This is a genomic window from Achromobacter sp. 2789STDY5608621 (assembly GCF_001299375.1).
GTDB lineage: Bacteria > Pseudomonadota > Gammaproteobacteria > Burkholderiales > Burkholderiaceae_B > Achromobacter > Achromobacter insuavis.
Genome location: NZ_CYTU01000007.1, coordinates 16,696 through 41,155 on the forward strand (window position 1 = coordinate 16,696; position 24,460 = coordinate 41,155).

Below are 24,460 nucleotides of genomic sequence, written 5' to 3' on the forward strand. Positions count from 1 at the left end.
GCCCCCTGAAACGACGCAACCCGCCGGTCGCGCGCGCGGCGCCAGGCGGGTTGGGGGACAGCGTGCCGGTGAACCGGCCGAGCAGGTGCGGCGCGGCCGCCGCGAGGCGCGGCGGGCGCCGGCGATGCCGCGCTCAGCGGATCTCGCGGGCCTCGACGTCGATCACGTCGCCGCGCGGCTGCGTGGCGAACGGGGCGGTGGCGGACTGGAACGGACCCGGACGGGCGCCCTGGCGCTGGCTCCAGTAGGCGCGCACGCCGAAAGGCTTGCCGCGCACCTTGGCGACCACGTACAGGATCGCCACGGCGATCGCCGTGGACAGCATGAAGACCAGCGCCATCGCCATGCCGATCAAGGCCAGGGCGGCGAATAAGACGGCTCGGAAGAAGCGGATAAGAGTATTGGTCATGAAGGTCGGATGCAAAACGCAGCGAAAGGTTCCCGTGTATCCGCTATCCTTTAGGGGATGGCGGCCCGCAGAAGCCGCGCTGCCTACGGAACCATAGTGACATGAGTATAACGATAGAACACATCCGCGCCGCCCTGCGCGCCGCGCACGACCCCAATACCGGCCTGGATCTGGGTGTATCTGTAAAAGATCGTGACATCCAGATCGACGGCGGCCGCGTCGCCGTGGCGCTGGAACTGGGCTATCCGGCCGATGCCGTCCGCGATCAGGTAAGCGAGATCGCCGTGGCGGCGCTGGCCGCCGCTGGCGCGCCCGGGGCCCGGGTGAGCGTGTCCTGGAAGGTGGCGGCGCATGCGGTGCAGAAGGGCCTGAAGCCGCTGCCCAATGTGCGCAACATTATTGCAGTGGCCTCCGGCAAGGGCGGCGTGGGCAAGAGCACCACGGCCGTGAACCTGGCGCTGGCCCTGGCCGCCGAGGGCGCCAAGGTCGGCCTGCTGGACGCCGACATCTACGGCCCCAGCGTGCCGACCATGCTGGGCGTATCGGGCCGTCCCGAGAGCCTCGACAACAAGAGCATGGAGCCGCTCACCGGCCACGGCCTGCAGGCCAATTCCATCGGTTTCCTGATCGACGCCGATTCGCCCGCCATCTGGCGCGGCCCGATGGTCACCCAGGCGCTCGAACAACTGCTGCGCCAGACCAATTGGCGCGACCTCGACTACCTGATCGTCGACATGCCGCCGGGCACCGGCGACGTCGCCCTGACCCTGGCGCAGAAGGTGCCGGTGGTGGGCGCGGTCATCGTCACCACGCCGCAGGACGTGGCGCTGCTGGACGCCCGCAAGGGCCTGCGCATGTTCCAGAAGGTCGAGGTGCCGATCCTCGGCGTGGTCGAGAACATGGCCATCCACATCTGCTCGCAATGCGGCCATGCCGAACACATCTTCGGCGAGGGCGGCGGCCAGCGCATGGCCCAGCAATATGAAACCCCGTGGCTCGGCAGCCTGCCGCTGACGCTGGCGATCCGCGAGCAGACCGACGCGGGCACGCCCACCGTGGTGGCGGATCCGGGCAGCGAAGCCGCGGGGCTGTACCGCGCCATCGCCAGGAAGCTGGCGGCCGGCGTCGCGGCATTGCCCCGGGACATGGCCGGGAAATTCCCGTCCATCGTCGTGCAGCAGCCGACCTGACGCATGCGGTGGACAGCCCGGGCCTTCTTGGCAGGACTTTGCGTAGTAGCGGGCGAGGCCGTGGCCAAGCGCCCGGAAATCATCGTGGATCCCGGCGGCGTGCCGCCGGCGGCGCTGCAGGCGATCACCGAGGCGGTGGGCGCCATCGCGCGCCTGGCTGAAGACCAGGACGGCGGCGAAATCAACCGCCTGCGCCGCCGCGCGCGCGACGCCACGCTGGCCGCGCTGGCCACCCAGGGCTATTTCTCCCCCACCGTCACGCTCGAGGCCGGCACCGATATCGGCGGCGAAACCTGGGACATCGGCATCGTGCCGGGCAAGCGCACCACGGTGTCGTCGGTCGACCTGACCTTCACCGGCCGCATCACGCGGCCGGAATACGCGCAGCGCGTGCAGAAGCTGCGCGACGACTGGCTGCTCAAGCCCGGCCAGCCGTTCATCAACGCCGACTGGAACAAGGCCAAGTCCGCCCTGCTGGACGAGACCTCGGTGCGCGACTTCATGCTGGCCCGCATGACGGCGTCCGAAGCCGATGTGCAGGCCGACACGGCCTCGGCCGCGTTGCGCGTCACCATCGACAGCGGACCGCAGGTGCGCATGGGCGAACTCAGCACCGATGGCCTGGAGCGGGTGCCGCCCAAGCTCATCACCCGCTACGTGCGCTATTCGCCGGGCTCGCCCTACGACCAGAACCGCCTGGACGAATGGCAGCAGGACCTGCAATCCACGGCTTTCTTCCGCGGCGCCTTCGTGGCCCTGCGGCAGCCGGGCAGCGACGCGCAGGCGACCGAGCCGTTGTCGGACCGGGCCCGCGCCCCGGGCGCGGCCAACCCGGCCGAGGCCGCGCCGGCCGGCGACCCGGTGGTGTCCGGCGCCATGCCGCCGCCGCCGCCCGCCTACGATTCCGACGGCGAGGTGACGCTGCCGGTGCAGGTGCGGGTGGTGGAAGCGCCGCCCAAGCGTTTCTCGGCGTCGCTGGGCGTCGATGACGAGGCGGGCGTGCGGCTGGAATCGCTCTACCGCCAGAACGTGGTGTTCGGCCAGCCGGTGACGATGGAGTCGGGTTTCAGCGTGGACCGGCTGCAGCAGCGCGTCTACACCGATATCCTGCTGCCGCCGACCGAGCGCGGCTACAAGGATTCCGTCGGGGTGCTGGCGCAGCATTCCGACATCCAGGGCCTGGCGGTGACCCGCTACGCCCTGGGCGCCACGCGCAGCCAGGAACGCAAGGGCGCCGGCGACAGCCGCGTCACCTACGAGACCCGCTGGGGCCTGCTGCTGGCGCACGATGACGTCAAGATCGACGGCGGCGACGAATATTCGCTGCCCACGCTGACCGCCACCGGCGAGTGGCTGCGGCGCGACGTGGACAACAAGTACGACCCGCGCGAAGGCAACCTGATCGCGCTGGGCGGCGGCGTGGGCGTGACGCTGGATACCGGCGAGCCCTACACCCGCGCCCGTTTCCGCGCCCAGAAGTGGTGGCCGATCGGCAAGCTGGACGTGCTGACCGTGCGCGGGGAGGTCGGCCGCGTCTGGGCCAACGGCAACGTGCAGGTGCCGGACGATTTCGGCTTCCGCACCGGCGGCGCGCGCTCGATCCGCGGCTACAAGTACCAGAGCATCGGCCTGCAGCGAGACAAGGCCACCGTGGGCGCGCCCACGCTGGTGGTCGGCAGCATCGAGTACGACCACTACTTCAATGAACGCTGGGGCATGGGCGTGTTCGTCGACGCGGGCGACGCGGCGCAATCGTTCGGCGACATGTCGCTGGCGGTCGGCTACGGCGTCGGCGCGCGGGTGCGCACGCCGGCCGGTCCGCTGTTCCTGGACGTGGCCTATGGCCAGCGCGAGCGCGACCTGCGCCTGCACTTCTCGCTGGGGATCGCGTTTTGACGGGGCTGCGCCGCTTCCTGCGCCACGTGCTGGTCTGGTGGTTGCCCGGGCTGGCGATGCTGGCCGTGCTGGCGTGCAGCTTCGTGTTCTGGCTGCTGGCCTCGCAGACCGGGTCGCGCCTGCTGCTGACCACCGCCGCCGAGCAGATGGACGGCCAGGCGCTGGCGGTGCGTGGCTCGGTCCTGCGCGGGCTGGAGGTCGGCCGGCTCGACCTGAATGTCAGCGGCACCCGCATCGGCATCAGCGACCTGCGCCTGAACGTGAATTGGCGCGCGCTGGGCAACCGGCTGCTGCACGTGCGCGAACTCTCGGCCAGCAACGTCGAGATCGGCCTGACCGCCGGCGAGGATGCGCCGGCCGATGACAAGCCTGAAGAACCCTTCAGCCTGCCGGCGCTGCCGGTGGACATTGCCGTGGACCGGCTGGCGCTGGGCGAATTCCATCTGCTGCAGGACGGCCAGCCGCTGCCGGTCGAACTGGGCGACCTGAGCGCCACGTTCGCCGCCGGCCAGCAGGGCGCGCAGTTGCGCATCGCCAATCTGCGCGTGGGCCACGAGATCGGCCAGGCCCAACTGAGCGGGCAGGCCGAACTGCTGGGGCTGGCCGACCCCTGGCCGTTCGCCGCGCGGCTGGACGTGACCGCGCGCGGGTCCGGTCCGGAATCGCCGCTGTGCCAGGCCGATCAACTGAGCGGCAGGTTCGCGCCGCCGGCGAAAGCGCCGTCCGAGACGCCCAAGGCGTCGGGCGCGCCCAAGCCCCGCGCCGGCGCGGCCAAGCCGGACGCCGCCAGGGGCAAGGCCGACGCCGCCAAGGCCGCCGCCAGCGGCAAAGCGCCCGCCGGCACTTCGCCGGAGGCCGCCAAGGAAACGGCCGCCAACGTATTCGTCGGCCCGCCCGCGCCCGTCTGCCAGGTGATCCTGCGCGCGGACGCGGCCGGCTCGCTCGAGAGCATCCAGGCCAAGCTGGATGGCGCCGGGGCCGGCCTGGTCGTGGACGTGGCGGCCGACCTGGCGCCGCGCACGCCGCTGGTGCTGCGCAGCGCGCGGGCCGACGCGCGGCTGCCGGACCAGTCGACGCTGTCGGCGCGCCTGGACCTGCAGGCGGTGGATGGCCAGCCGGGCCGCGACCGCATCGTCGGCACGCTCGGGGCGCAGCGTCTGGATCTGGCGCCCTGGCTCGGCGACGCGCTGCCGCCGGCCGTGGTCAGCGCCAATGCGCAATTGAGCGCCGAATTCGAGAACCTCAGCCAGTTGCGCCAGGCCGCGATCGACCTGCGCTTCGACGACGGCGCGCGCTGGAACAGGCAGGTGCTGGCCGGCACGGTCAAGGCGCAGGTGGATATCGCCGCGCCCGCCGCCAACCCGGCCACTCCGGCCGCCGCCGATCTGTTGGCCGGCCTGCGCATCCACGGCCTGGACGTGGACCTGAAGCTGGGCCCGAACCGGGTCCGCGCGCAGGGCGAGATCGGCGGCGCCGACGGCGCGCTGACGCTGGACGCGCAGGCGCCGCAGCTGGACGCGTTCTGGCCCGGCATCCCGGGCGGCGCCGACCTCAAGGGCAAGCTCGGCGGCACCGTCGCCGCCCACAAGGGCGAAATCACCGCCGGCTACAACCCGGCCAGGCCGCGTCCCGGCGTGCTGGGCGAATCGCGCGCCCAGGCCGCCATCGCCTTCACCGGCGGCTGGGGCCAGGGCGCGGCGGGCGAGCCCGATGCCGCCCTGACCGGCTGGCGCGGCACGGTCTCGCGCCTGAGCGCCGACAGCGCCGGCTTCACCGTGTCGGTCGACCGGCCGGTGACGCTGTCATACCTGCCGGCGGCGGTGGCGCCGCAATGGCAGTGGCAAGTGGGCCAGACGGTGATCGGCGTGGCCCTGCCGGGTAAGGAAAAACTGGCGATCGCCCACAAGGGTTCGCGCGGCGACGCCAAGCGCTGGGAAACCGCCGGGCAGGCCGACAACCTGGTGATCACGGCCGCCATGGCGCGCCAGGTGATCGCCGCCGTCGACCCCGAGGCCGCGGCGAAGATGGGCAAGGGCCCGAAGCGCGTCAACGCCACCGTGGCCGAGAGCCAGCGCCGCATCGCGCTGGATGCGTCCTGGGACCTGAAATTCGACGGCCGGCTGGCCGGCCGCGCCCGCATCGCGCGTCGCGACGGCGATCTGCTGATTCCGGGCGATCCGCCCGTGCCGCTGGGGGTGAAGGCGCTGGTGCTGGACCTGACGGCCACGCCGACCTCGGCCAACGCCAGCCGCCTGGACGCCAGGCTGGACCTGGCCACCGACAAGATGGGCAAGATCGCCGGCAACGGCACGGCGGTGCTGGCGATCGACGCCAAGGGCGGCATGGCGCTGGACCCGCGCCAGCCGATCCGCGCCAAGCTGGACGCGGACATCACCGACCTGGCCTGGGTCGGCCTGTTCGTCGGCGATTCGATGGAAATCGGCGGCCAGGTCAAGGCCAACCTGGAGGCCCAGGGCACGCTCAATGGCAAATGGAGCGCCAGCGGCGCGATCCAGGGCGACAAGCTGCGGGTGGTGCGCATCGACGACGGCGTGCGCCTGATCGAGGGCAAGCTGTCGGCGCGCCTGGATGGCGACAGGCTGGTGCTGGACAGCCTGCGCTTCCCGGCCTCGCTGCGGGTCATGCCGGCCGAATGGCGCACCAAGGAATGGATCACCACCAATCCCGAGGCCAAGGACGGCTATGCCGAGGCCAAAGGCCAGTGGAACCTGATCGACGGCGGCGGCAACGTGCGCCTGACGCTGTACCGCTTCCCGGCGCTGCAGCGCTCGGACCGCTACGCCATGGTGTCCGGCACCGTCGACCTGACCGCCGCGATGCCGCGCATCGACATCGTCGGCGACCTGAAGGCGGACGCCGGCTGGTTCAGCCTGGAGATCCTGCAGGGCGTGCCCTCGCTGGACGATGACGTCAAGGTGCGGCGCGCCGGCGACGATCCCGGCGCCGTGTCGACCCCGTTGCAGACCAGCATGAACCTGAAGTTCGACATGGGGCCGCGCTTCTACATCACCGGCATGGGGCTGGACGCCGGCCTGCTGGGGTCGATCCAGATCCTGCTGAACGACGGCCGCCTGACCGGCGTGGGCGCGCTGCGCACCCGCGGCGGCGGCATCGAGGCCTATGGGCAGAAGCTGCGGCTGCGGCGCGGCACGCTGACCTTCCAGGGCCGCCTGGACAATCCGTTGCTGGACATCGAGGCCCTGCGCACCGGCGAACAGGTCGAGGCGGGCGTGAAGGTCGTTGGCACCGCCCAGCGCCCGCGCATCGACCTGGTGTCGTACCCGGATGTCAGCGACGTCGAGAAACTGTCGTGGCTGCTGCTGGGCCGGGGGCCGGACGAAAGCGGCAGCGACGCGGCGCTGCTGCTGTCGGTGGGCACCGCGCTGCTGGGCGGCGGCCAGCCGTTCTACAAGCAGTTCGGGCTGGATGACGTCAGCGTGCGCACCGGCAACCTGGGCAGCTCGGGCAGCATCCTGCCGGACCGCACCGTGGCCGGCGACGTCAACCGCGACAGCGACAGCCAGCTGGCGACGCAGTTCCTGGTGGCCAGCAAGTCGTTCGCCAATGGCATCACCCTCAGCGTCGAGCAGGCGCTGGCGGGCAGCGACACGGTCGGCCGGGCCAGCTACCGGCTGGCGCGCGGCCTGTCGCTGGACCTGAAGGGCGGCTCGGTCAATGGCATCGCGCTGGTCTACCGGACCTTCTTCGGCGATTGACGCCCGTGGCCGTTCCGTCCCCGTTCGGGGACGGGGCGGCGCGCTCGGGATAAAATGACGCCCATTCCATTTCCCCAAGCACTCTCGCCACCATGAGCATCAAAAGCGACCGCTGGATCCGCCGCCAGGCCGAAGCCGGCATGATCGAACCCTTCGAAGCGGGTCAGGTCCGCACGGCCAATGGCGGGCGCATCGTCAGCTACGGCACCAGCAGCTACGGCTACGACGTGCGCTGCGCCGACGAATTCAAGATCTTCACGAACATCAATTCCACCATCGTCGACCCCAAGAATTTCGACGAAGGCTCGTTCGTGGACTTCAAGGGCGATGTCTGCATCATCCCGCCCAACTCGTTCGCGCTGGCCCGCACGGTGGAATACTTCCGCATTCCGCGCAGCGTGCTGACGATCTGCCTGGGCAAGAGCACCTACGCGCGCTGCGGCATCATCGTCAACGTGACGCCGCTGGAACCCGAATGGGAAGGCCACGTCACGCTGGAATTCTCGAACACCACGCCGCTGCCGGCCAAGATCTATGCCGGCGAAGGCTGCGCCCAGATGCTGTTCCTGGAAAGCGACGAGGTCTGCGAGACCTCGTACGCCGACCGTGGCGGCAAGTACCAGGGCCAGCGCGGCGTCACGCTGCCGCGCACCTGATAGCCAGCCGCGGGGCGCCGGCCGGCGCGCCCCGCCTTGCCTCGATGCCTGTCAGGGGCGCCCCGGCGCCGGGCGCAGGTATTCGATGTCCCACTCGCTTTCCGACACCTGCGCGAAGCCGTGGCGGCGATAGAAGCGGTTCGAGTCGCTGCCGCGCAGCGCGCCGACGCTGACCGGCAGGCCGCGCCGGTCGGCATCCCCCAGCAGGCGGCCCAGCACCTGGCCGCCCACCCCCAGCCCTTGTGCCGCGGGCACCACGTACAGATGATCCAGCCGCAGGCCGTTGCCGTCGGGACGCAGCGCGTAGAAACCGACGCGCGCGCCGTCGCGCTCGATGATCCAGGTGTGATCCGGCCGGAAGGTGTCGCGCAGGCGGGCGCGGGCCCGCTCGGGATCGAAGCGGCCCAGGCGTTCCAGGCTGTCGCGCATGGCCTCGATGCGCATGGCCAGCAGGGCCTCGAAATCGGCCGGGGTGGCCGGGACGTCGCGTAGCGCGCCCGCCGCCAGCGCGTCGTAGCCCTGGCCGAGAAACCGTAACAGGCAGATGCCGTGGCCGAACGGATCGCTCAGGTGGGCGATGCGGCCCCAGTCATGCGAAACGGGGGGATCCTCCAGCGTGGCGCCCGCCGCCACCGCCCGTTCGACAGCGCTGTCGACGTCGTCGACCACCACATCCAGATGCACCGGCGTCCAATGGCGGGCGTAGTCGCGCGGTTGCCGCGCGGCGCTCGCGGCGGGCGTGCCGGCGGCCTTTTCCAGCAGGTAGATCGGCGCCGACGCGCCCAGCATTTCCGCGGCCCCGGGACCGAGGCGGCGATGCAGCGCCAGGCCGAAGGCGCGGCCATAGAAATCGATGGCCGCCTCGAGATCGGGCACGTCGATGTTGACCAGGATGCGCATGAGGTCTTTCCACAAGAGGGGGATCGCAGAACATAGCATGGCGCGCACGCCGCGTTGCGATTGCGCCAGCGGCTTGCGCGGCGCTAAAGAACCTGGGGGCGCGACCGTAAAATGACATATGTGTTTGCCGATTTGGCGACGTCATCTCAGCAAGCGTGAGCAAGGCCTATCCGTGCGTTACCCCCATATCCCCTGGCTGCCCCTGTTGTTCTATCCCGCGCTGCCGGTGATTGCGGCGGTGGGGCTGTTGTTGTGGCGCCAGTGGCCGCCGGCGCTGACGCTGATCGTGCCGTTCGTGCCGTGGGTCATGGCGCTGGTCGGCGCGGCGATCTGCCTGATGTACCAGCGCTCGCAGACGCTGGCGTTGATGCTCGGCGTGCTTACGGCCGTGGCTATCTGGCCGATGCTGGCCAGCGAGGCGCCGTGGGCGTTGGGGCCGGCGCTGGTGTGGTGGTCGCTGGCCTACACCATCAACGCGCTCTGGCCGGAACGCGCCGGCATGCTGTGGGACCTGGCCGCGCGCATCGGCCTGATGGCGGTGGGCGCCGCGGCCATCACGCTGGCCGGCAAGGACGGCGTGGGCCAGTGGTTCGGCACGCTGGCGGTGCAGGGCATGCTCGGCCGGCTCGGCATTCCGGCCGAGGCGCTGGCGGCGCTGCTGGTGACCGGGCTGACCCTGACCCTGCTGCTGTTGCGCTACGGCCGCCCGCAGCAGGCCGGCCAATGGCTGGGTTTCGTCTGCATGGCCTGGGCGCTGCCGCGCGGCGGCGCCCATCCCATCGAGCTGGCCGTGATGGCCTCCGCCGCGCTGACATCGCTGTCTATTTCGCTGGCGCACGAGGGCTATCACATGGCCTTCCGCGACGAACTGACCGGCCTGCCGGGCCGCCGCGCGCTCAACGAGCGGCTGCAGCGCATGGGCCGCGTCTATACGTTGGCGATGGCCGACGTCGATCACTTCAAGGCATTCAACGACACCCACGGCCATGACGTCGGCGACCAGGTGCTGCGCATGGTGGCGGCGCAACTGCGGCGGGTGTCGGGCGGCGGCTATGCCTACCGCTACGGCGGCGAGGAATTCACGCTGGTGTTTCCGGGCAAGACCGCGATCGAGGCCATGCCGCACCTGGAAACCGTGCGGCGCGCGATCGAGGCCTACCAGATGCGGCTGCGCGACAAGCCGGCGCGGCCCAAGGCGGACCAGGTCGGCCTGCGCCGCCGGGGCGGCCGCGGGCGTAACGCGCGGCCGCTGCGGGTCACGGTCAGCATCGGGGTAGCCGAGCGCGGCGAGACGCTGCGCGCGCCGGACGCGGTCATCAAGGCGGCCGACCAGGCGCTCTACAAGGCCAAGGACGGCGGCCGCAACCAGGTCTGGGCCTACGGTTCGCGGCGCCGCGCCGGCGCCGCCTGACGCTGGCGGCCAGTGCGAGGCGCCTTGCCGTGAGCAGGCCCTAGCGGCCCGGCAGCGCCAGCGCCATCAATACCTCGTCGTACAGCTCGCCGTTGACGCACAGCGCTTCGCGTTCGAGGCCGTATTCCTCGAAGCCGAGGCTGGCGTACAACTGGCGCGCCGGCGCGTTGTTGGCGGTGACGCTCAGCTGCACCGTGCGCACGCCGCGCATGGCGCCGGCATGGTCGATGGCCGCCCGCATCAGCCGCCGCGCCAGGCCCTGGCCGCGCCAGCCGGGCGCCACGTAGACGCTCCAGATGTGCGCCTTGTGGCGCATCTTCAGCTTGCGCTGGCGGGTGACGCCGATGATGCCGGCCAGCGCCGCTTCCGAGAACACGCCGAACATCGCGCTGTCGTCCGCGGGGGCGATCCAGCCGCGGATGTCGTCCAGTGTCAGCGTGTGTTCCTCTTCGTAACTCGATCCGAACGCTTCCGGGGTCTCGCGCAGGGCGTCCAGGCGCAAGTGGCGCAGCGCCTGGGCATCCAGGGGGATCAGACGTCGGACAAGCGGCTCGGCTGCGGAATTCACGGGACGGGGCAGTGTTGGGAATAGGGTACGGTCGGGGCCGCGTTGGGCCAGTATAGGCGCGGGGGCTGCCTATAATGGGAGCAACGCCGCTTGCGGTTTTCACAAAGGAGCCAATGATGTTCGGTTTCCTCAAGATAAACCATGAGGCCGAGCGCGACGAGGTCCAGGAAGAGTTCGTGGCCCGCGTGGCTCACGCCGCCGAGGATTTCGTCCAGGCCGCCGGTTCCGCCGGAGCCGGGCTCGACTACACGCCGTCGAGCGTCCATGCGCTAGACGATGCGCTCGAAGCCGCGCATGTGGGCACCTTGCCCCTGACCCCCATGCAGACCGTCGGCGCCGCCGCCTACCTCTACGAGGTGGCCCGGCGCGCCCATGGCGGCCTGTACGAGGTCTGCGACGACGAGGACCCGGTGGTGCTGGTCTGCGGCGAGCCCGAGGCCGAGGTCTGCTTCGGCGCCATCGCCAAGGTCGAACGGCGCATCCGCTATGGCGCCGCCGAGGCCATCCCGCCGTACTTCGACCGCTTCATCGCGGCCCTGGACGCGGGCGAGGCCCGCACCCTGCGGTAGGTCCGCGCGCCTCGCGCGGGGGGCTGGCCGGCGTCCTGCCGGCCGCCCCGCGGGGGCCGCTCGCGGACTCGTTGCAACGGTCTTCGGGAAAACCATAGGGTCTGGAGAAAAACGGCCCTACAATTCGGCCATTCCCGCCGCCGGCGGGGACCTCGCGCCCGCCTGTCATCAGACGGTTTTTCACTAGAAGTACACTCGCGTCCGCCAACACGGTCCGATTCGCCTTGCCCCCAGGAGCGCCTGCATGAAATTCCGCTTCCCCATCTTCATCATCGACGAGGACTACCGTTCCGAGAACGCGTCCGGTCTGGGTATCCGTGCTTTGTCTTCGGCGATCGAGGCCGAGGGCGTCGAGGTGATCGGGGTGACCAGTTACGGCGACCTGAGTTCGTTCGCCCAGCAGCAGAGCCGTGCCAGCGCCTTCATCCTGTCGATCGACGATGAAGAATTCGACGTGGATTCGCCCGAGGACGTGGCCAGCGCGATCAAGAACCTGCGCACCTTCATCGGCGAACTGCGTTTCCGCAACGCCGACATCCCCATCTACCTGTACGGCGAGACGCGCACCTCGGAACACATTCCGAACGACATCCTGCGCGAACTGCACGGCTTCATCCACATGTTCGAGGACACCCCCGAATTCGTGGCGCGCCACATCATCCGCGAAGCCCGCAGCTACGTCGACAGCCTGCCGCCGCCGTTCTTCCGCGAGCTGGTCAAGTACGCGCAGGATGGCTCCTATTCCTGGCACTGCCCCGGCCACTCGGGCGGCGTGGCGTTCCTGAAGAGCCCGGTGGGCCAGATGTTCCACCAGTTCTTCGGCGAGAACATGCTGCGCGCCGACGTCTGCAACGCCGTCGACGAACTGGGCCAGCTGCTGGACCACACCGGCCCGGTGGCCGAGTCCGAACTGAACGCGGCGCGCATCTTCCACGCCGACCACTGTTTCTTCGTGACCAACGGCACCTCGACCTCGAACAAGGTGGTGTGGCACGCCAACGTCGCCGCCGGCGACGTGGTGGTGGTGGACCGCAACTGCCACAAGTCGATCCTGCACGCCATCACCATGACGGGCGCGATCCCGGTGTTCCTGCGCCCGACGCGCAACCACCTGGGCATCATCGGCCCGATCCCGCTGGAAGAGTTCCACCCGGACAACATCCGCAAGAAGATCGAGGCCAACCCGTTCGCGCGCGAAGCGGTGAACAAGAACCCGCGCATCCTGACGCTGACGCAGAGCACCTACGACGGCGTGATCTACAACGTCGAGATGATCAAGAAGGAACTGGGCAGCTACGTCGACACGCTGCACTTCGACGAAGCCTGGTTGCCGCACGCCTCGTTCCACGAGTTCTACCAGGACATGCACGCGATCGGCCAGGACCGTCCGCGCAGCCAGGACGCGATGGTGTTCGCCACGCACTCCACGCACAAGCTGCTGGCCGGCATCTCGCAGGCCTCGCAGATCATCGTGCAGGAATCCGAGACCCGCAAGCTGGACCGCAACGTCTTCAACGAAGCCTACCTGATGCACACGTCGACCTCGCCGCAGTACGCGATCATCGCGTCGTGCGACGTGGCCGCGGCCATGATGGAACCCCCGGGCGGCACCGCGCTGGTCGAGGAGAGCATCCGCGAAGCCATGGACTTCCGCCGCGCCATGCGCAAGGTGGAATCCGAGTTCGGCAAGAACGACTGGTGGTTCAAGGTCTGGGGCCCGAACCGCCTGGTGTCCGAAGGCATCGGCAACCGCGACGAATGGATCCTGGAGTCCAACGAGCACTGGCACGGCTTCGGCGACCTGGCCGAAGGCTTCAACATGCTGGACCCGATCAAGGCCACGGTCATCACGCCGGGGCTGGACATGTCGGGCAGCTTCGGCGAAACCGGCATCCCCGCCGCGCTGGTCTCCAAGTACCTGACCGAGCACGGCGTGGTGGTCGAGAAGACCGGCCTGTATTCGTTCTTCATCCTGTTCACCATCGGCATCACCAAGGGCCGCTGGAACACGCTGCTGACCGCGCTGCAGCAGTTCAAGGACGACTACGACCGCAACCAGCCGCTGTGGCGCATCCTGCCGGACTTCTGCCGTGGCCATCGCCGCTACGAGCGCATGGGCCTGCGCGACCTGTGCCAGCAGATCCACGAGGCCTACCGCGAGCGCGACGTGGCCCGCCTGACCACCGAGATGTACCTGAGCGACATGGTGCCGGCGCTCAAGCCGTCCGACGCCTTCGCCCGCATGGCGCACCGCGAGGTCGAGCGTGTCGACATCGACCAGCTGGAAGGCCGCGTCACCGGCGTGCTGCTGACGCCGTATCCGCCGGGCATCCCGCTGCTGATTCCGGGCGAGCGCTTCAACCGCACCATCGTCCAGTATCTGCAGTTCGCGCGCGAATTCAACGAGCGCTTCCCGGGCTTCGAAACCTACATCCACGGCCTGGCCGACGAAGTGGGTCCGGACGGCGAGAAGCGCTACTACGTTGACTGCCTGATCGAAGACTGATCGGGTCCGGAGTCTTGATGTTCGATGTCGCCGTTCTCGGCGCCGGCGCCGCTGGCATGATGTGTGCCGCGGTCGCCGGTCAGCGCGGCCTGCGCGTGGTGTTGGTGGATCACGCCGAACGGCTGGCCGAGAAGATCCGCATCTCCGGCGGCGGCCGCTGCAACTTCACCAACCTCGGCGCCGGCCCCGCCAACTTCCTGTCCGACAATCCGCATTTCTGCCGGTCGGCGTTGGCGGGCTACACGCCGCAGGACTTCCTGGCGCTGCTCAAGCGCCACCGCATCGCCTGGCACGAGAAGCACCGCGGCCAGCTGTTCTGCGACGATTCCAGCGAGTCCATCATCGAGATGCTGCGCGCCGAATGCGACGCCGGCGGCGTGCAGTGGCGCATGGGCTGCCAGGTGGCCGAAGTGGCCCATGGCGAGGCCGGCTTCGAGCTGCGCACCAGCCAGGGCGCGATCCGCGCGGCCAAGCTGGTGGTGGCCACCGGCGGCATGGCGATCCCGCAGCTGGGCGCCACCGACTTCGGCCTGAAACTGGCGCGCCAGTTCGGCCTGAAGGTGGTCGAGCCGCGGCCGGCGCTGGTGCCGCTGACCTTCGACGCCGCGCACTGGCAGCCGCTGGCCGAACTGTCCGGCGTGGCGCTGGAGGTCAACCTGGCCACGGGGCAGGGCAAGGCGCGTGGCGAGTTCCTCGAGGACCTGCTGTTCACCCATCGCGGCCTGTCGGGCCCGGCCATCCTGCAGATCTCCAGCTTCTGGAAGCCGGGCGAGCCCATCGTGATCGACCTGGCGCCGGGGCGCGACCTGGCCGCCGAACTGCTGGCGGCCAAGTCGGGCAACCGGCAGCAGTTGCACACGGTGCTGGCCGGCCTGTGGCCCAAGCGCCTGGCCGACCGCTGGCTGCAGCTGGCGGAGCAGGGCGGCAAGCCGGGCCTGGCGGCGCTGCGCCTGGCCGACGCGCCGGACAAGACCCTGCGCGCGCTGGCGCAGGACATTCACCAGTGGACGCTGGTGCCCAGCGGCACCGCCGGCTACAAGAAGGCCGAGGTCATGCGCGGCGGCGTCGACACCCGCGGCCTGGACCAGAAGTCGATGCAGGCCAGGACCACCCCCGGCCTGTACTTCATCGGCGAGACCGTGGACGTCACCGGCTGGCTCGGCGGCTACAACTTCCAGTGGGCCTGGGCCTCGGGCGTGGCCTGCGGCAACGCACTCTAGGCGGGTACGACGCTTGCTGCGCGGGCGATAGCCTGTCTGCATGACAGGCATTGCAACGTTATCGTTGTGATATCAAATAAAAATACCTATCATTTGTATTTTCAAAAAATCGGACGCTGATCGTCACCGGCAGCGTCGCCCGAAGGAGACCGCCTTGGCCTACACCCTGCCGCCCCTGCCTTACGCCTACGACGCGCTCGAGCCGCACATCGACGCCCTGATGAAGCGGCGCGCGAAATTTGGGGCGTCTGATGTGAGATAAATGCCCGCTCGCTGAGTTACGCCAGCGGAAAAATAATTACAAATTGGGGAATCTGACGGCTTTCGATTATGAGCCGCTGGAAACACAGACCCCAAAACCTCACCCCCACTCTCTCCGACTCTCTGGCACGATACCTGGCTGAGATATCCCCTCGAAAGAAAGGAACAGCGACCGACGCTTCGATCGCCGCACGTTGGCTCGAGACCAGGCTGGCCAATCGCCGGCTGGCATCAATAACGGACACCGACATCAGCGACATTGCCAACGCTTGGCTGAAAGACCTGGCACCAGCGACGGTCGTGCGCCGCCTCGCCCTTGTGTCCCATCTGTATACAGTGGCCAGGAAGACGTGGAAGCACCGGACCCTGGTCAACCCTCTCCAGTTTGTAGACCGTCCAGCCGTCAACGATGCCCGGGAACGTCGCCTTTACGACAACATCCGTCTTAGAGGCGTCCCGGAGACCGAGTGCCCCAGGAGCGAGATCGAATGGCTCATCCGGTCTACCACCTCGGCCGAGCTGCCAACCATCATGGTCCTGGCCGCAGAGTCCGGCATGCGCCGCTCCGAGCTGGTCGTCACCGCAAAGCGAGAGCGAATTGACCTTGCCCACGGTGTGATCTACCTCGACGACACCAAGAATGGTCAGCGCCGCGCTGTCCCATTGACTCCCTGGGCTCTAGCCTGGTTGAAACACTACCTCGTCGGGAGGCCTTCCAGAGGGCGGATTTTCTCAATCTCGCCCTCGTCAGCCACCCGGGCATTTGCCCGGGCCCGAAAGCGTGCACGAAGGGACTATGAGGCCCTTTGTGCGCGGTACGGGCGTACGCCAAGGCCAGAGTACTTCGCCGATCTCCGGCTGCACGATCTACGCCACGAGGCCACAACCCGCCTTGCCGAGGTATATGACATGCACAAGCTGGCCAAAGTGACTGGGCACCGAGATACTCGGATGCTGCTGCGCTACTACCACCCGTCGGGGCGAGACCTGGCCAAGGAGCTAGCCCGCAGCGATCTTGGTCGCCGACAGCGGGCACGCTTGGCGGCAGGCCTCACACCAGCCCTGCTGGCTCAGCGTGCACGTCCCAGCTGAATATCACCAGCTCACGCCGGTGGGCGCCAGCGCCACCACCCACGGTGTACGTGATGTCGGTGGACTCAATCGGAAAGCTGGAGAATAGATCGCGGATGGCGGGGTGATCGTTCAAGGTCACCATCGCCTTCCCCTTGAGCTTTCCCAACACTGCCGCGAGGAGCTCGTACTGCTCCCAGCCGAATTCCACCCCGTAGCCCTCGGTCTCCCAATAGGGAGGGTCCATGAAGAAAAAGGTGTGCGGCCGGTCATAGCGGCGGATGCACTCTATCCACGGCAAGTTCTCGACATAGGCGCTGGCCAAACGCAAGTGGGCGGACGACAGGTTTTCCTCAATGCGCAACAGATTGAGCCCAGGCGGCGCGGTGGTGGCAGTGCCGTACGACTGGCCATCGACGCGGCCGCCGAAAGCCGAATGCTGTAAGTAGAAGAACCTGGCCGCCCGCTGGATGTCGGTCAATGTCTCCTCGGGCGTTATCTGAAGCCACTTGAACACCTGGCGACTCGACAGCGCCCACTTGAACTGGCGGACGAACTCCTCCAGGTGGTGCTTCACGACCCGGTACAGGTTTATCAGCTCGCCATTGACGTCGTTGAGCACTTCAACGTCGGCCGCCATGGGCCGCAGGAAGAACATGGCCGCCCCGCCAGCGAACGGTTCGACATAGCACTGGTGAGGCGGGAAGTACGGAAGCAGACGGTCGGCCAAGCGGCGCTTGCCACCGAGCCACGGAATGATAGGAGATGCCATTTTGTAAATTCGTTTCAAAATGGTAGCCTTGGCGCGCCTGTGCACAGGTGACGCGGCCTTGGCCACATTGGCAGCCTCATTCTGCTGGTGCGGGGCGTGCACGGCGTTCCAGCGCCGAGCACGTCGCCGCGTCTTTATTCGCCCGTGGGGCTAGCTTCGCCAGTCACGGGATCAGGCGCGTCCAGAGTCAGCCAGGCGGGCACATTTCCCCAACCCGGGTAGCTAGCCGGGTTGCCATCGATTTCGACGCTGCTTCCTATCTCGTACGTGGACCCGTCCTTGACCAGGTAGAACACCTCGCCACGGTGATCCTCCTCCACGTCCCAAACTGACGTGGCCTGATTCCATCGAGCGACCTCGCCCGCCGCTACTGCTGGCGGGGCCTCTTCGTAAGAGCCGAAGGGAATATTGAAAACCCCGGGGACCAGGGCCAGCTCATTAGCCTGTGTCGCGAAGAGATAGATCCCGCTGACGGGGTCGGTTTGATAGACAGTCTTGGTAGCCATTCGGCTCTCCTTGGGTTGGAAATAACACTGCAAATGCGCGCGAGGCCGGCAGCAGGCAGGGCGACGCATTCCAAGGCCACTGGCACGCCCTGCACTACTTCCCTGCGGTGCGTGGCCGCGTGGAGCCGGATGGGACCACCGATGCCTACGAGTCCCCGGTCGGGGCGGTATCGACAAACCGGGTACGCGATCCGATCTCTGACGGCGCCCGAGGCGCGCCCCGGGTGTCGAAAGAGACCCGGTCCCTGAACGTTGCTTACTACCCTCGGATCCATGCTTGACGTCCGCCTCACTGCAAATGCACGGGCGTTGGCATCCCGGCAGTCGGGAAGCGCGATCGCCGTGAACGGTGGCCCCACCGGCCTGACGTCGATCGCCGACTTTTCGGCCGCGGCCGCCGTCGTATGGGGGCTGGAGCAAGTGGCCAGCCCGACCCCGGGCATGAAGATCAGCAGCACGCCAGGCACTGCCGGAACGCCCACGTCGGGCAACGTAGCGAGGGTGCGCCCGACGAACACTGCTTATCACCCTCGCATCCATGCTTGACGTCCGCCTCACTGCAAATGCAAGAGCTATGGGCAGCCGTCAGAACGATGCGTTGCGCCTGCACGGCCACAGGGTGCGCGGCACGAACACAGCAACCCCGTTCTCGTCGCTCTACGCTGTGGGAGGTGCTGCCAACACGCTTGCTGGCGGCCAGGCTGGCGGGGACAACTTCTACGAGAAAGGTCCCGCAGGTGGTTCGTTCCCATACATCGAACAGACTGGGGGGGCCGAAACCCGGGGGCCGAACGTCGCCTATTACCCTCGGATCCACGCGTAGCCTAGACATGAATTCGTGGGTGATAGGCGGTGTTCGATGACCTGGTTTCCGGCCCCATGTTTGCCGACACCAGGCCGGACTTCGGGAACCCGGCTTTGTTCGACGTGCCTGCGGGCATGAACCACCCTGGTCCCGAAGTCTGCTGGGCAGCCGAGGATTCAAGCAAAAAGGTGAGCGGTCCCACCTGGTCAGCTTGTCTCGACGCCATAGCTCTCGCATTTGCAGTGTCGAGGTCAGTCCCCGTAAAGCGGCGGAACATGTCGCGCAGGTCGGGCACCCGGAACTGCGTGGCCGAGTAGTCCGAGAACCAATGCGCGCCGCGATTGGCCTGCCACACAGCTTCCGTGCGAACCAGGCTTTCCTCCTGCGCGTAGCCCCACAGGCCTGCGTAGGCTCCGACCTTCGGCAGTAGGCCACCCACCGCGTCGACCTCGCTGGCCAGCGGTGCCGCGGTGTGACCATCCAAGGGGCGTCCGCACAACAGGGAGCGGTAGCCTGTGAAAAATACCGTGCTGACCCACGTCCACACCTCGCTGCATTCCCTCACGATGATCGGGCCCACATCGGCCGTAGGCAGATCCAGGATCGAGCGGATCAGCGGACGGTTGGTCAGCGCCGCAGCGATGAGGCGTTGGATTCCCTGCAGGAGCTGAGCGTTGTTGTTGGGGTCGAGCGCCACGCCACCGGTCTCGGCGACCGCGGCCACCTCTTCCTGCAGGGCGTCGAACCACTCAGCCTGCAGGTCCGTCGACGGTATGCCAGCGATCGGATCGCCATTGGTAAAGCCGTCGCGGCCGGGGCCAAACTTGTTCAGATGTCGGGTGGGAGTGGCTATTCGTCGCATGGCGCACCTGGAAAGTGAAAATCAAAGGGAATCGACATACCCGACCAGCACGACTGTGTGCGCGGGCTTGTAGCGTGATAGGAGACACAGCAACCCGGGATCGCCCCAGGCACGCAGCGGCGCCGTACATTTGCTGTTGGCGGTGGCCTGGACAACGTTGGCAGAGGCGACCACGTTCACTCGGAAGGCAAAGCGCCAGCCGCCCTGGTTGATTGCCGCCGTGCACTTGCTGGTGGCCCGGAACGGGCGGAATTCGTCGATCCGCGCGTCGGGATAGCCCAGGCCGATGACCATCTGCCGGAAGTATTCGGGCCTGGCGTCGCCGAGCATGAGTCGGCGCATGTTCACGCGCTGGCGCCGCTGTTCCTTGCCCACAGGGGCATCCAGGCATTCATCGGGGAGGTCGTAGAGCCGTTCCCAGTCCTCTAGCAACTCGTCGGCCAGCAACGGATCGAACTGGGCCACCAGCGATACCGCCAACCGCTCGACCGCGCGCATCGAGGCGCCGCAGGCTTCCATGAGGCGAACCAGTACACCGCCAGGCTGGCGGTTGAGCATGCCGCCAGGCGGCAACAGCGCCAGGAGCGCCTCGCGCCAGGCTTCTATGCTTCTCACGCCCACGTGACTCCCCCGAACGTGGCCAGCTCGCCGGGCAGGCAGGTCACGTTGCCGGCCGGAGACACCAGCACGTGGTCGTTCTCGCCAGCGGCGATCGAGATTGCCTCCCTCATGTGAGTGATCAGCAGCGTGCCACCGGGGATTGCATCACGCACGTGCATGTCCTTGAGCTCAGCGATGATCGCGGCGCGGATCTCGGCCGAGTCTGGTTGCAGGTCCGAGATCACGTATGCGACAGGCTTGGCCACCACCGGCAGCACGAACAGCTCAGCTGTCGCCGGCCGTTGCGCCTCGATATGCATCCGAACGGCTTCGATCTCCCCCGCGTCTGGGATCGGATCATCATCGTCATCCCGGACGAAGCGTACGACGACCGTGCCGGCGCCCATTCCGTTGGGCGTGCACCAGGCGCGGCTCACCCCAGCGACTTCCTTGGCCCAGGCCACGTAGTCATCGTTATCGCCACCGTGGGGTGGCCGGCGGATCCGCTCCAGGATCCGGGCCCGGAACAATTCCGGTCGCTCGACATCGGCGCCGCCGGAGATCTCGGTCGACGCGACGGCAGTGCTGTTGATGCCCAGCACGGGGCTGGCCAGATTGAATTGAATGCCGGCCGCAGTGTTGCCCGCCTGGCCAGTTCCCACTGCGGTAATGGCGGCCGTCGCGCTGCCGCCCACGATGATCACTCCCACGTCGACCGTGAACTGCGCCCCGTCCGCACGTTGGAACACGGAGCCCGCCATCAGCGCCGCCCCGTTTTCCCCGCCAATCAACAGCGACCCAGTCGCCGGCGCCGCGGTCTTTTGCTGGACGCCCCATCGCGCGCCGTGAGCGGACAGTTCTTCTTCGTCGCATTGGTCGGGCCAGGCCTGCTTGAATACCCGCTCGAGGAACTTGTAGAGCGCATCCAAGCCGCCCGAGAACACACGCACCAGGACGCCTGCCAAGCTGCGACGGGCTCGAGGAAGAATGCCAGGCAGGCGGCTCTCCATCTCGGAGGCCAGCTGCTCGATCAGCTTGGGAAGGGTTGGACGGGGAACCGGCATGTCAAACCTCAGAGGGCACGAACGACTCGCCAGCCAGGCGCCAGGCCTGGGTCGCGGCGTTCCATTCGAATCGATAACGGCGGTCTACGCCGTTCAGGGAGAGCGTGATAAGCAGGACGAGCCAGCCCATCCGCGGAACGAAGGCGCTCACCCCCACCGAGGTGACCAGGCCGTCCTCCTGCATCCACTTCAGAGCTTCGAGGGCGTAATCGCGGGCGCGCTGGACCGTGGACTGCAACTGCTTTTCTCGGGCGAGCAGCCACCAGCGGCAACCGAACTTGTCCTGGGGGGACGAGGCGTAGGCGTCGGCCCACCAGCCACGGCGGTCTTCACCAGCCGCCACCTCGTGCGGCTGCGCCAGGCGGTCCGTGCACAAGCTGAGCAGCACCGCCGTCACCAGCGTATCGTCGCCGGCGAAATCCGCACCGGCCAGGCTCATGTCGAGCAGGCCGGTTTCGGGGTCAAGGGTGAGAGAGAAGTCCATGCTCCGCAGTCTCGCGGAACATGGCCGGCAGTGCCATTAAACAGGTTTACCGGCTAGGCGACGGGCGTGCCGGAGATGTCGTCGCCTTCTTGCACGCCGTCATGCTTGTGCTGATGGCCGATGTCCGTGCCGTTGTGGGTAGCCTTACCACCTCGCAGGTCCACGTCACCGTCGACGCGCAGGCCGCGCGTCACGCGCACGAAAGAGTCCAGCTCGATCTCGCTGGCATCCGTCATGCGAATCGGCTTTCCGGCGCCGCGTATTACGATGCCGGCGCGGGTCAGATGTATCGAAATGCCCTGGTCGTCGTACATGGCGACTTCGCCGGTCTCCAAGCCGCGCATCCGGTAACGGCGATCATCGACGTTGATTACCACCTGGTGATCGGTATTCCCGCCCACGGACAGGGTGACGCATTCAGCGCCCGCGTGCGGCACCGACGTCATGCCGTACTGTTGAAACCGTTCTGCCTGGTCGCGGCCGACATCGGCCTGGATGCCGATTTGGACGGTCTGCAGGCCGCCACCGTCGTTGACCTGGCCAACGAGGGCGCGGGCAATGGCCAGCCGGATCCGATTCAGGGCCGAGGAGATGCTCATTCTTCGCGTCTCCCCGTGCCGGACAGATCCCAGGGGGAGTCATCCGGGTGTTGCTTGCGGCGCTTGCGCCGGCGGCGCGGCGATGCGCCCTCCAGATCAAACGCCTCCGGCCGGCACACGGTGAGCGCCGTGCGACGGGCATTGGTCTCGTCCAGCGTGTACCGGCAGGAGGTAATCAGCAAATCCAGATCCAGGAACATGCGGGGGCTGGTAACCCTGACCAGGGTGTTGGGGAGCCACAGATCGCCGACCTGGCCATCTTGCCCTGTGCGCCACCCAACGACGATGATCTGCGCACGCTTACCACGCCCCATCCGGGTGGAAACCTCCCACTGGGCGCGTTCCTTGGCCTCGGCGTTGCTCAGGCCTTGCTCGGAATGGATGATCAGCGGCCGGTATCGATCAATCTCCGGATCCGTTGCCTTGGCCTGGATGTGGGCGGCCGTCGCGCCAAACTGGTTGTCATTGCCCGCGACCTGCGCCTTCATGCGGATCTCGGAATGGCGCCGCGCCCAGGTGTGTCGCGCGCTGATTCTCCGGATGTTCAGGCCCTCGACCAGTTTGGTTTCGATCAGCGTCTCGCTGGCGCGGGTCAGCACCAATTGGCCGGTCGGCGAGCTGGTCACCAGGATCGCCTTGGCCCGAGCCGCACGGTCGATCGCATCGAACGCCTTTTCGCCGTCATCCAGGGAGAAGCTGTCGATCGCGTCACCCGTGTCCGTTTGCACCAGCACCTCGATGCCGAACGGCTTGCAGATGTCTCGTACGATTTGCTCCAGACGCGCGCGCTTCCACTGACCGCTGCCATGGATGGCAGAGCTGTCCACCAGGTCGCCCGTCTTGTCGCGCCCGCTGACGTTGAGCCTGCAGGACTTGTCGGTCAGGTCGATATCGATCGTGTCGATGTAACCCGTGATGAGCACGTCCTGGCCGAACTTCACCTCGCACGGTAGGCCCTCGCGCAGGCCGATCGGGGCCTCCTCGCCTGGCCAGCGGTGAGTCAGCGTCAGCTGAAACTCACCCGCGAGCTGTTCGATGCCGCGCTCGACCTCCAGGCTCTTCCAGCCACCATAGGCCTGGCCGCCCACCACCAGCGTGATCAGGTTTTCGTCAAGCTGAGCCATTAGCGCAGCACCTCCAAGTCGCCGGCCGGCACGAAGAGCGGGTTGCGCACCTGGTTGCGAGCGACGAGCTCATCGGCCCGCGATCCATCCTGGTACACACGCTGGGCGATAACCAGCGCCGGCAGCATGGCCTGGGTGGTATAGGTCGCTCGCTGCTGCAGGCGGTCGGCTTGCTCGGCCACGTCCCGAACGATGGCAACTCGAAGCGCAATGAGCGCGGCCGCCATCTGCGCCGGCGGGTCATAGGCCTCGAGCTCGTGATCGATCTCCTCCAGCACCACGTCGGCCTGGTCGCGGGCGTCTTGACCCGTCGTCACTTCCTTGGCGGCAATGGCGTCGGTCAGAATGCGGGCCTGGGTCGCAATCACCTGGCTGCGGGTGAATTCCTCCATCGCGGCCGCGTTCTCCACCCGGCGGGCCGCGGTGGCGCCCAGGGGCGGAGATGCCGACCCGACGGGACTTGTCCATGGCGCCGGGTCGTTGGCGCCGTACTCCGCGCGCAGGTCAGCTATGGCTGACTTCGGACGCTTGATGGCCACGTCCAGTTGCTGGTACAGCGACTGGAGCTGTAGGGCAAGCGTCTCTGGCGTACGGATCAGCGTGGAGAGACGGTCCGAAATTGACGAAACACCGCGTACGACGTCTCCAGCAAGGTCGACCAGGCCGTTCAGTCCAACCATCCGCTGCAGAGCGTCCAGACTGGAGGTAACGCGTCCGACCAGGTCAGAAACGAGGGTGGCGGCGCCGGAGACGTCGATTAGAGAGGAAAAGCGATCCACGGAAGCCGTGCCCAATTCGTCTGCCGCGTCGTGCACGCCATCCTGAGTGCTCGATGCCGCCTGCGGGAACGTGTTCTCGCCGGCCTCGGCGAACGTGATCGCGAACCGGGCGATGCCGCCCTCAGTATGAGACTCGCGGATGCTGACCCGCCCCAGTACGACCACGTTGAGCATGCCGTACTTGGGATGAATCAGCTCGCCAGACCCATACGCTTCAAGCGCCTCGATAAGCGCGTCTCGCTCCTGCAGGTAGTTCTCGCCCACCACATAGCCATTGACCTGGAACTCGCGCGCGCGGCGCCCCAGGTCATCGGCATAGGGCAGATCCCGCATGGGGTATTCGTGCACCTCGTTGCGCCGGCCGACACCGGTATCCGACTCGGTCGTGCGAAAGGGCACGCCCCGAAAGCTTGCGCCGACCGCCATCCCGTCGGGATGCGCCACCCTGCGCTGTTCTTCACGCCAGCCCAT

At 67.6% G+C, this 24,460-nt stretch carries 21 protein-coding genes and 1 pseudogene; 10 read left to right on the top strand and 12 right to left on the bottom strand.

The window, feature by feature from the left end:
* Positions 1 to 133 precede the first annotated feature (133 nt).
* A complete protein-coding gene (locus AOZ53_RS09920; RefSeq protein WP_006226181.1) occupies positions 134 to 409 on the bottom strand; it encodes a hypothetical protein in 276 nt (91 codons plus the stop codon).
* A gap of 101 nt (positions 410 to 510) precedes the next feature.
* Here AOZ53_RS09920 and apbC point away from each other — a divergent pair, with 101 nt between their 5' ends.
* From apbC to dcd, 4 genes are all read left to right on the top strand, one after another.
* Positions 511 to 1,599: an iron-sulfur cluster carrier protein ApbC gene (gene apbC / locus AOZ53_RS09925; RefSeq protein WP_054474694.1), complete on the top strand. Its 1,089-nt coding sequence runs from the start codon at positions 511 to 513 to the stop codon at positions 1,597 to 1,599.
* A gap of 3 nt (positions 1,600 to 1,602) precedes the next feature.
* On the top strand, positions 1,603 to 3,495 hold the full coding sequence (locus AOZ53_RS09930; RefSeq protein ID WP_054429008.1) for an autotransporter assembly complex protein TamA: 1,893 nt from the start codon (positions 1,603 to 1,605) through the stop codon (positions 3,493 to 3,495).
* Between the two features lie 56 nt (positions 3,496 to 3,551).
* Entirely contained in the window at positions 3,552 to 7,232 is a 3,681-nt protein-coding gene (locus AOZ53_RS09935; RefSeq protein ID WP_197286472.1) for a translocation/assembly module TamB domain-containing protein, read from the top strand.
* Between the two features lie 92 nt (positions 7,233 to 7,324).
* Positions 7,325 to 7,888: a dCTP deaminase gene (gene dcd, locus AOZ53_RS09940; protein ID WP_006226186.1), complete on the top strand. Its 564-nt coding sequence runs from the start codon at positions 7,325 to 7,327 to the stop codon at positions 7,886 to 7,888.
* Positions 7,889 to 7,939: 51 nt separating this feature from the next.
* On the opposite strand, the gene AOZ53_RS09945 is transcribed toward dcd, so the two are convergent.
* Entirely contained in the window at positions 7,940 to 8,788 is an 849-nt protein-coding gene (locus AOZ53_RS09945) for a VOC family protein (protein WP_054474692.1), read from the bottom strand.
* Positions 8,789 to 8,960: 172 nt separating this feature from the next.
* On the opposite strand from AOZ53_RS09945, the gene AOZ53_RS09950 reads away from it, so the two are divergent.
* Positions 8,961 to 10,199, top strand: a complete 1,239-nt coding sequence (locus tag AOZ53_RS09950) for a GGDEF domain-containing protein (RefSeq protein ID WP_054429005.1) — start codon at positions 8,961 to 8,963, stop codon at positions 10,197 to 10,199.
* 40 nt (positions 10,200 to 10,239) lie between these two features.
* Here AOZ53_RS09950 and AOZ53_RS09955 read toward each other — a convergent pair whose 3' ends face one another.
* Entirely contained in the window at positions 10,240 to 10,767 is a 528-nt protein-coding gene (locus AOZ53_RS09955; protein ID WP_369816803.1) for a GNAT family N-acetyltransferase, read from the bottom strand.
* A 116-nt stretch (positions 10,768 to 10,883) separates the two neighbouring features.
* Between AOZ53_RS09955 and AOZ53_RS09960 the strand changes: the two genes are divergently transcribed.
* The 5 genes and pseudogenes from AOZ53_RS09960 to AOZ53_RS35165 all read left to right on the top strand — a co-directional run bounded on the left by AOZ53_RS09960 (position 10,884) and on the right by AOZ53_RS35165 (position 16,415).
* Positions 10,884 to 11,336, top strand: coding sequence for a hypothetical protein (locus AOZ53_RS09960; protein WP_054429003.1), 453 nt, complete (start codon positions 10,884 to 10,886; stop codon positions 11,334 to 11,336).
* A 244-nt stretch (positions 11,337 to 11,580) separates the two neighbouring features.
* The gene (locus AOZ53_RS09965) at positions 11,581 to 13,842 is read left to right on the top strand and encodes an arginine/lysine/ornithine decarboxylase (protein ID WP_054429002.1); all 2,262 of its coding nucleotides are present in this window, start codon (positions 11,581 to 11,583) and stop codon (positions 13,840 to 13,842) included.
* Between the two features lie 17 nt (positions 13,843 to 13,859).
* The gene (locus AOZ53_RS09970; protein WP_054429001.1) at positions 13,860 to 15,062 is read left to right on the top strand and encodes a BaiN/RdsA family NAD(P)/FAD-dependent oxidoreductase; all 1,203 of its coding nucleotides are present in this window, start codon (positions 13,860 to 13,862) and stop codon (positions 15,060 to 15,062) included.
* 154 nt (positions 15,063 to 15,216) lie between these two features.
* Positions 15,217 to 15,279, top strand: a pseudogene (locus AOZ53_RS34140) (superoxide dismutase [Mn]); the annotation flags it as partial.
* Between the two features lie 113 nt (positions 15,280 to 15,392).
* Positions 15,393 to 16,415, top strand: coding sequence for a tyrosine-type recombinase/integrase (locus AOZ53_RS35165; protein ID WP_082380301.1), 1,023 nt, complete (start codon positions 15,393 to 15,395; stop codon positions 16,413 to 16,415).
* Here AOZ53_RS35165 and AOZ53_RS09980 read toward each other — a convergent pair.
* The 9 genes from AOZ53_RS09980 to AOZ53_RS10025 form a co-directional block, all read right to left on the bottom strand.
* Complete coding sequence (locus AOZ53_RS09980) at positions 16,375 to 17,166, bottom strand: DNA adenine methylase (RefSeq protein WP_054487670.1); 792 nt, start codon at positions 17,164 to 17,166, stop codon at positions 16,375 to 16,377. The genes AOZ53_RS35165 and AOZ53_RS09980 overlap by 41 nt on opposite strands.
* A 134-nt stretch (positions 17,167 to 17,300) precedes the next feature.
* A complete protein-coding gene (locus AOZ53_RS09985) occupies positions 17,301 to 17,672 on the bottom strand; it encodes a hypothetical protein (RefSeq protein ID WP_054474366.1) in 372 nt (123 codons plus the stop codon).
* A gap of 824 nt (positions 17,673 to 18,496) precedes the next feature.
* Entirely contained in the window at positions 18,497 to 19,339 is an 843-nt protein-coding gene (locus AOZ53_RS33370; RefSeq protein ID WP_231690595.1) for a phage tail protein, read from the bottom strand.
* Positions 19,340 to 19,360: 21 nt separating this feature from the next.
* Complete coding sequence (locus tag AOZ53_RS10000; RefSeq protein ID WP_156333340.1) at positions 19,361 to 19,954, bottom strand: YmfQ family protein; 594 nt, start codon at positions 19,952 to 19,954, stop codon at positions 19,361 to 19,363.
* Entirely contained in the window at positions 19,951 to 21,003 is a 1,053-nt protein-coding gene (locus tag AOZ53_RS10005; protein ID WP_054474369.1) for a baseplate J/gp47 family protein, read from the bottom strand. Before AOZ53_RS10005 ends, AOZ53_RS10000 begins: the two co-directional genes overlap by 4 nt.
* 1 nt (position 21,004) lies before the next feature.
* Positions 21,005 to 21,487 (bottom strand): phage GP46 family protein, encoded by a 483-nt coding sequence (locus AOZ53_RS10010; RefSeq protein ID WP_054474370.1) that lies wholly within the window; start codon positions 21,485 to 21,487, stop codon positions 21,005 to 21,007.
* Between the two features lie 53 nt (positions 21,488 to 21,540).
* Positions 21,541 to 22,086, bottom strand: a complete 546-nt coding sequence (locus tag AOZ53_RS10015) for a phage baseplate assembly protein V (protein ID WP_054474371.1) — start codon at positions 22,084 to 22,086, stop codon at positions 21,541 to 21,543.
* The gene (locus AOZ53_RS10020) at positions 22,083 to 23,210 is read right to left on the bottom strand and encodes a phage baseplate assembly protein (RefSeq protein ID WP_054487674.1); all 1,128 of its coding nucleotides are present in this window, start codon (positions 23,208 to 23,210) and stop codon (positions 22,083 to 22,085) included. The genes AOZ53_RS10015 and AOZ53_RS10020 overlap by 4 nt, the downstream gene beginning before the upstream one ends.
* The gene (locus AOZ53_RS10025) at positions 23,210 to 24,460 is read right to left on the bottom strand and encodes a DNA circularization protein (protein ID WP_054474373.1); all 1,251 of its coding nucleotides are present in this window, start codon (positions 24,458 to 24,460) and stop codon (positions 23,210 to 23,212) included. The genes AOZ53_RS10020 and AOZ53_RS10025 overlap by 1 nt, the downstream gene beginning before the upstream one ends.

Bases quoted from the DNA above. Each gene is read 5' to 3' on its own strand.
- AOZ53_RS09920 (WP_006226181.1), bottom strand. From the start codon at position 409: ATGACCAATACTCTTATCCGCTTCTTCCGAGCCGTCTTATTCGCCGCC.
- AOZ53_RS09945 (WP_054474692.1), bottom strand. From the start codon at position 8,788: ATGCGCATCCTGGTCAACATCGACGTGCCCGATCTCGAGGCGGCCATC.
- AOZ53_RS09960 (WP_054429003.1), top strand. From the start codon at position 10,884: ATGTTCGGTTTCCTCAAGATAAACCATGAGGCCGAGCGCGACGAGGTC.
- AOZ53_RS10020 (WP_054487674.1), bottom strand. From the start codon at position 23,210: ATGGCTCAGCTTGACGAAAACCTGATCACGCTGGTGGTGGGCGGCCAG.
- apbC (WP_054474694.1), top strand. From the start codon at position 511: ATGAGTATAACGATAGAACACATCCGCGCCGCCCTGCGCGCCGCGCAC.
- AOZ53_RS35165 (WP_082380301.1), top strand. From the start codon at position 15,393: ATGAGCCGCTGGAAACACAGACCCCAAAACCTCACCCCCACTCTCTCC.
- AOZ53_RS33370 (WP_231690595.1), bottom strand. From the start codon at position 19,339: ATGCGACGAATAGCCACTCCCACCCGACATCTGAACAAGTTTGGCCCC.
- AOZ53_RS10015 (WP_054474371.1), bottom strand. From the start codon at position 22,086: ATGAGCATCTCCTCGGCCCTGAATCGGATCCGGCTGGCCATTGCCCGC.
- AOZ53_RS09970 (WP_054429001.1), top strand. From the start codon at position 13,860: ATGTTCGATGTCGCCGTTCTCGGCGCCGGCGCCGCTGGCATGATGTGT.
- AOZ53_RS09985 (WP_054474366.1), bottom strand. From the start codon at position 17,672: ATGGCTACCAAGACTGTCTATCAAACCGACCCCGTCAGCGGGATCTAT.
- dcd (WP_006226186.1), top strand. From the start codon at position 7,325: ATGAGCATCAAAAGCGACCGCTGGATCCGCCGCCAGGCCGAAGCCGGC.
- AOZ53_RS10010 (WP_054474370.1), bottom strand. From the start codon at position 21,487: ATGGACTTCTCTCTCACCCTTGACCCCGAAACCGGCCTGCTCGACATG.
- AOZ53_RS10025 (WP_054474373.1), bottom strand. From the start codon at position 24,460: ATGGGCTGGCGTGAAGAACAGCGCAGGGTGGCGCATCCCGACGGGATG.
- AOZ53_RS09980 (WP_054487670.1), bottom strand. From the start codon at position 17,166: ATGGCATCTCCTATCATTCCGTGGCTCGGTGGCAAGCGCCGCTTGGCC.
- AOZ53_RS09965 (WP_054429002.1), top strand. From the start codon at position 11,581: ATGAAATTCCGCTTCCCCATCTTCATCATCGACGAGGACTACCGTTCC.
- AOZ53_RS09935 (WP_197286472.1), top strand. From the start codon at position 3,552: ATGCTGGCCGTGCTGGCGTGCAGCTTCGTGTTCTGGCTGCTGGCCTCG.
- AOZ53_RS10005 (WP_054474369.1), bottom strand. From the start codon at position 21,003: ATGCCGGTTCCCCGTCCAACCCTTCCCAAGCTGATCGAGCAGCTGGCC.
- AOZ53_RS09930 (WP_054429008.1), top strand. From the start codon at position 1,603: ATGCGGTGGACAGCCCGGGCCTTCTTGGCAGGACTTTGCGTAGTAGCG.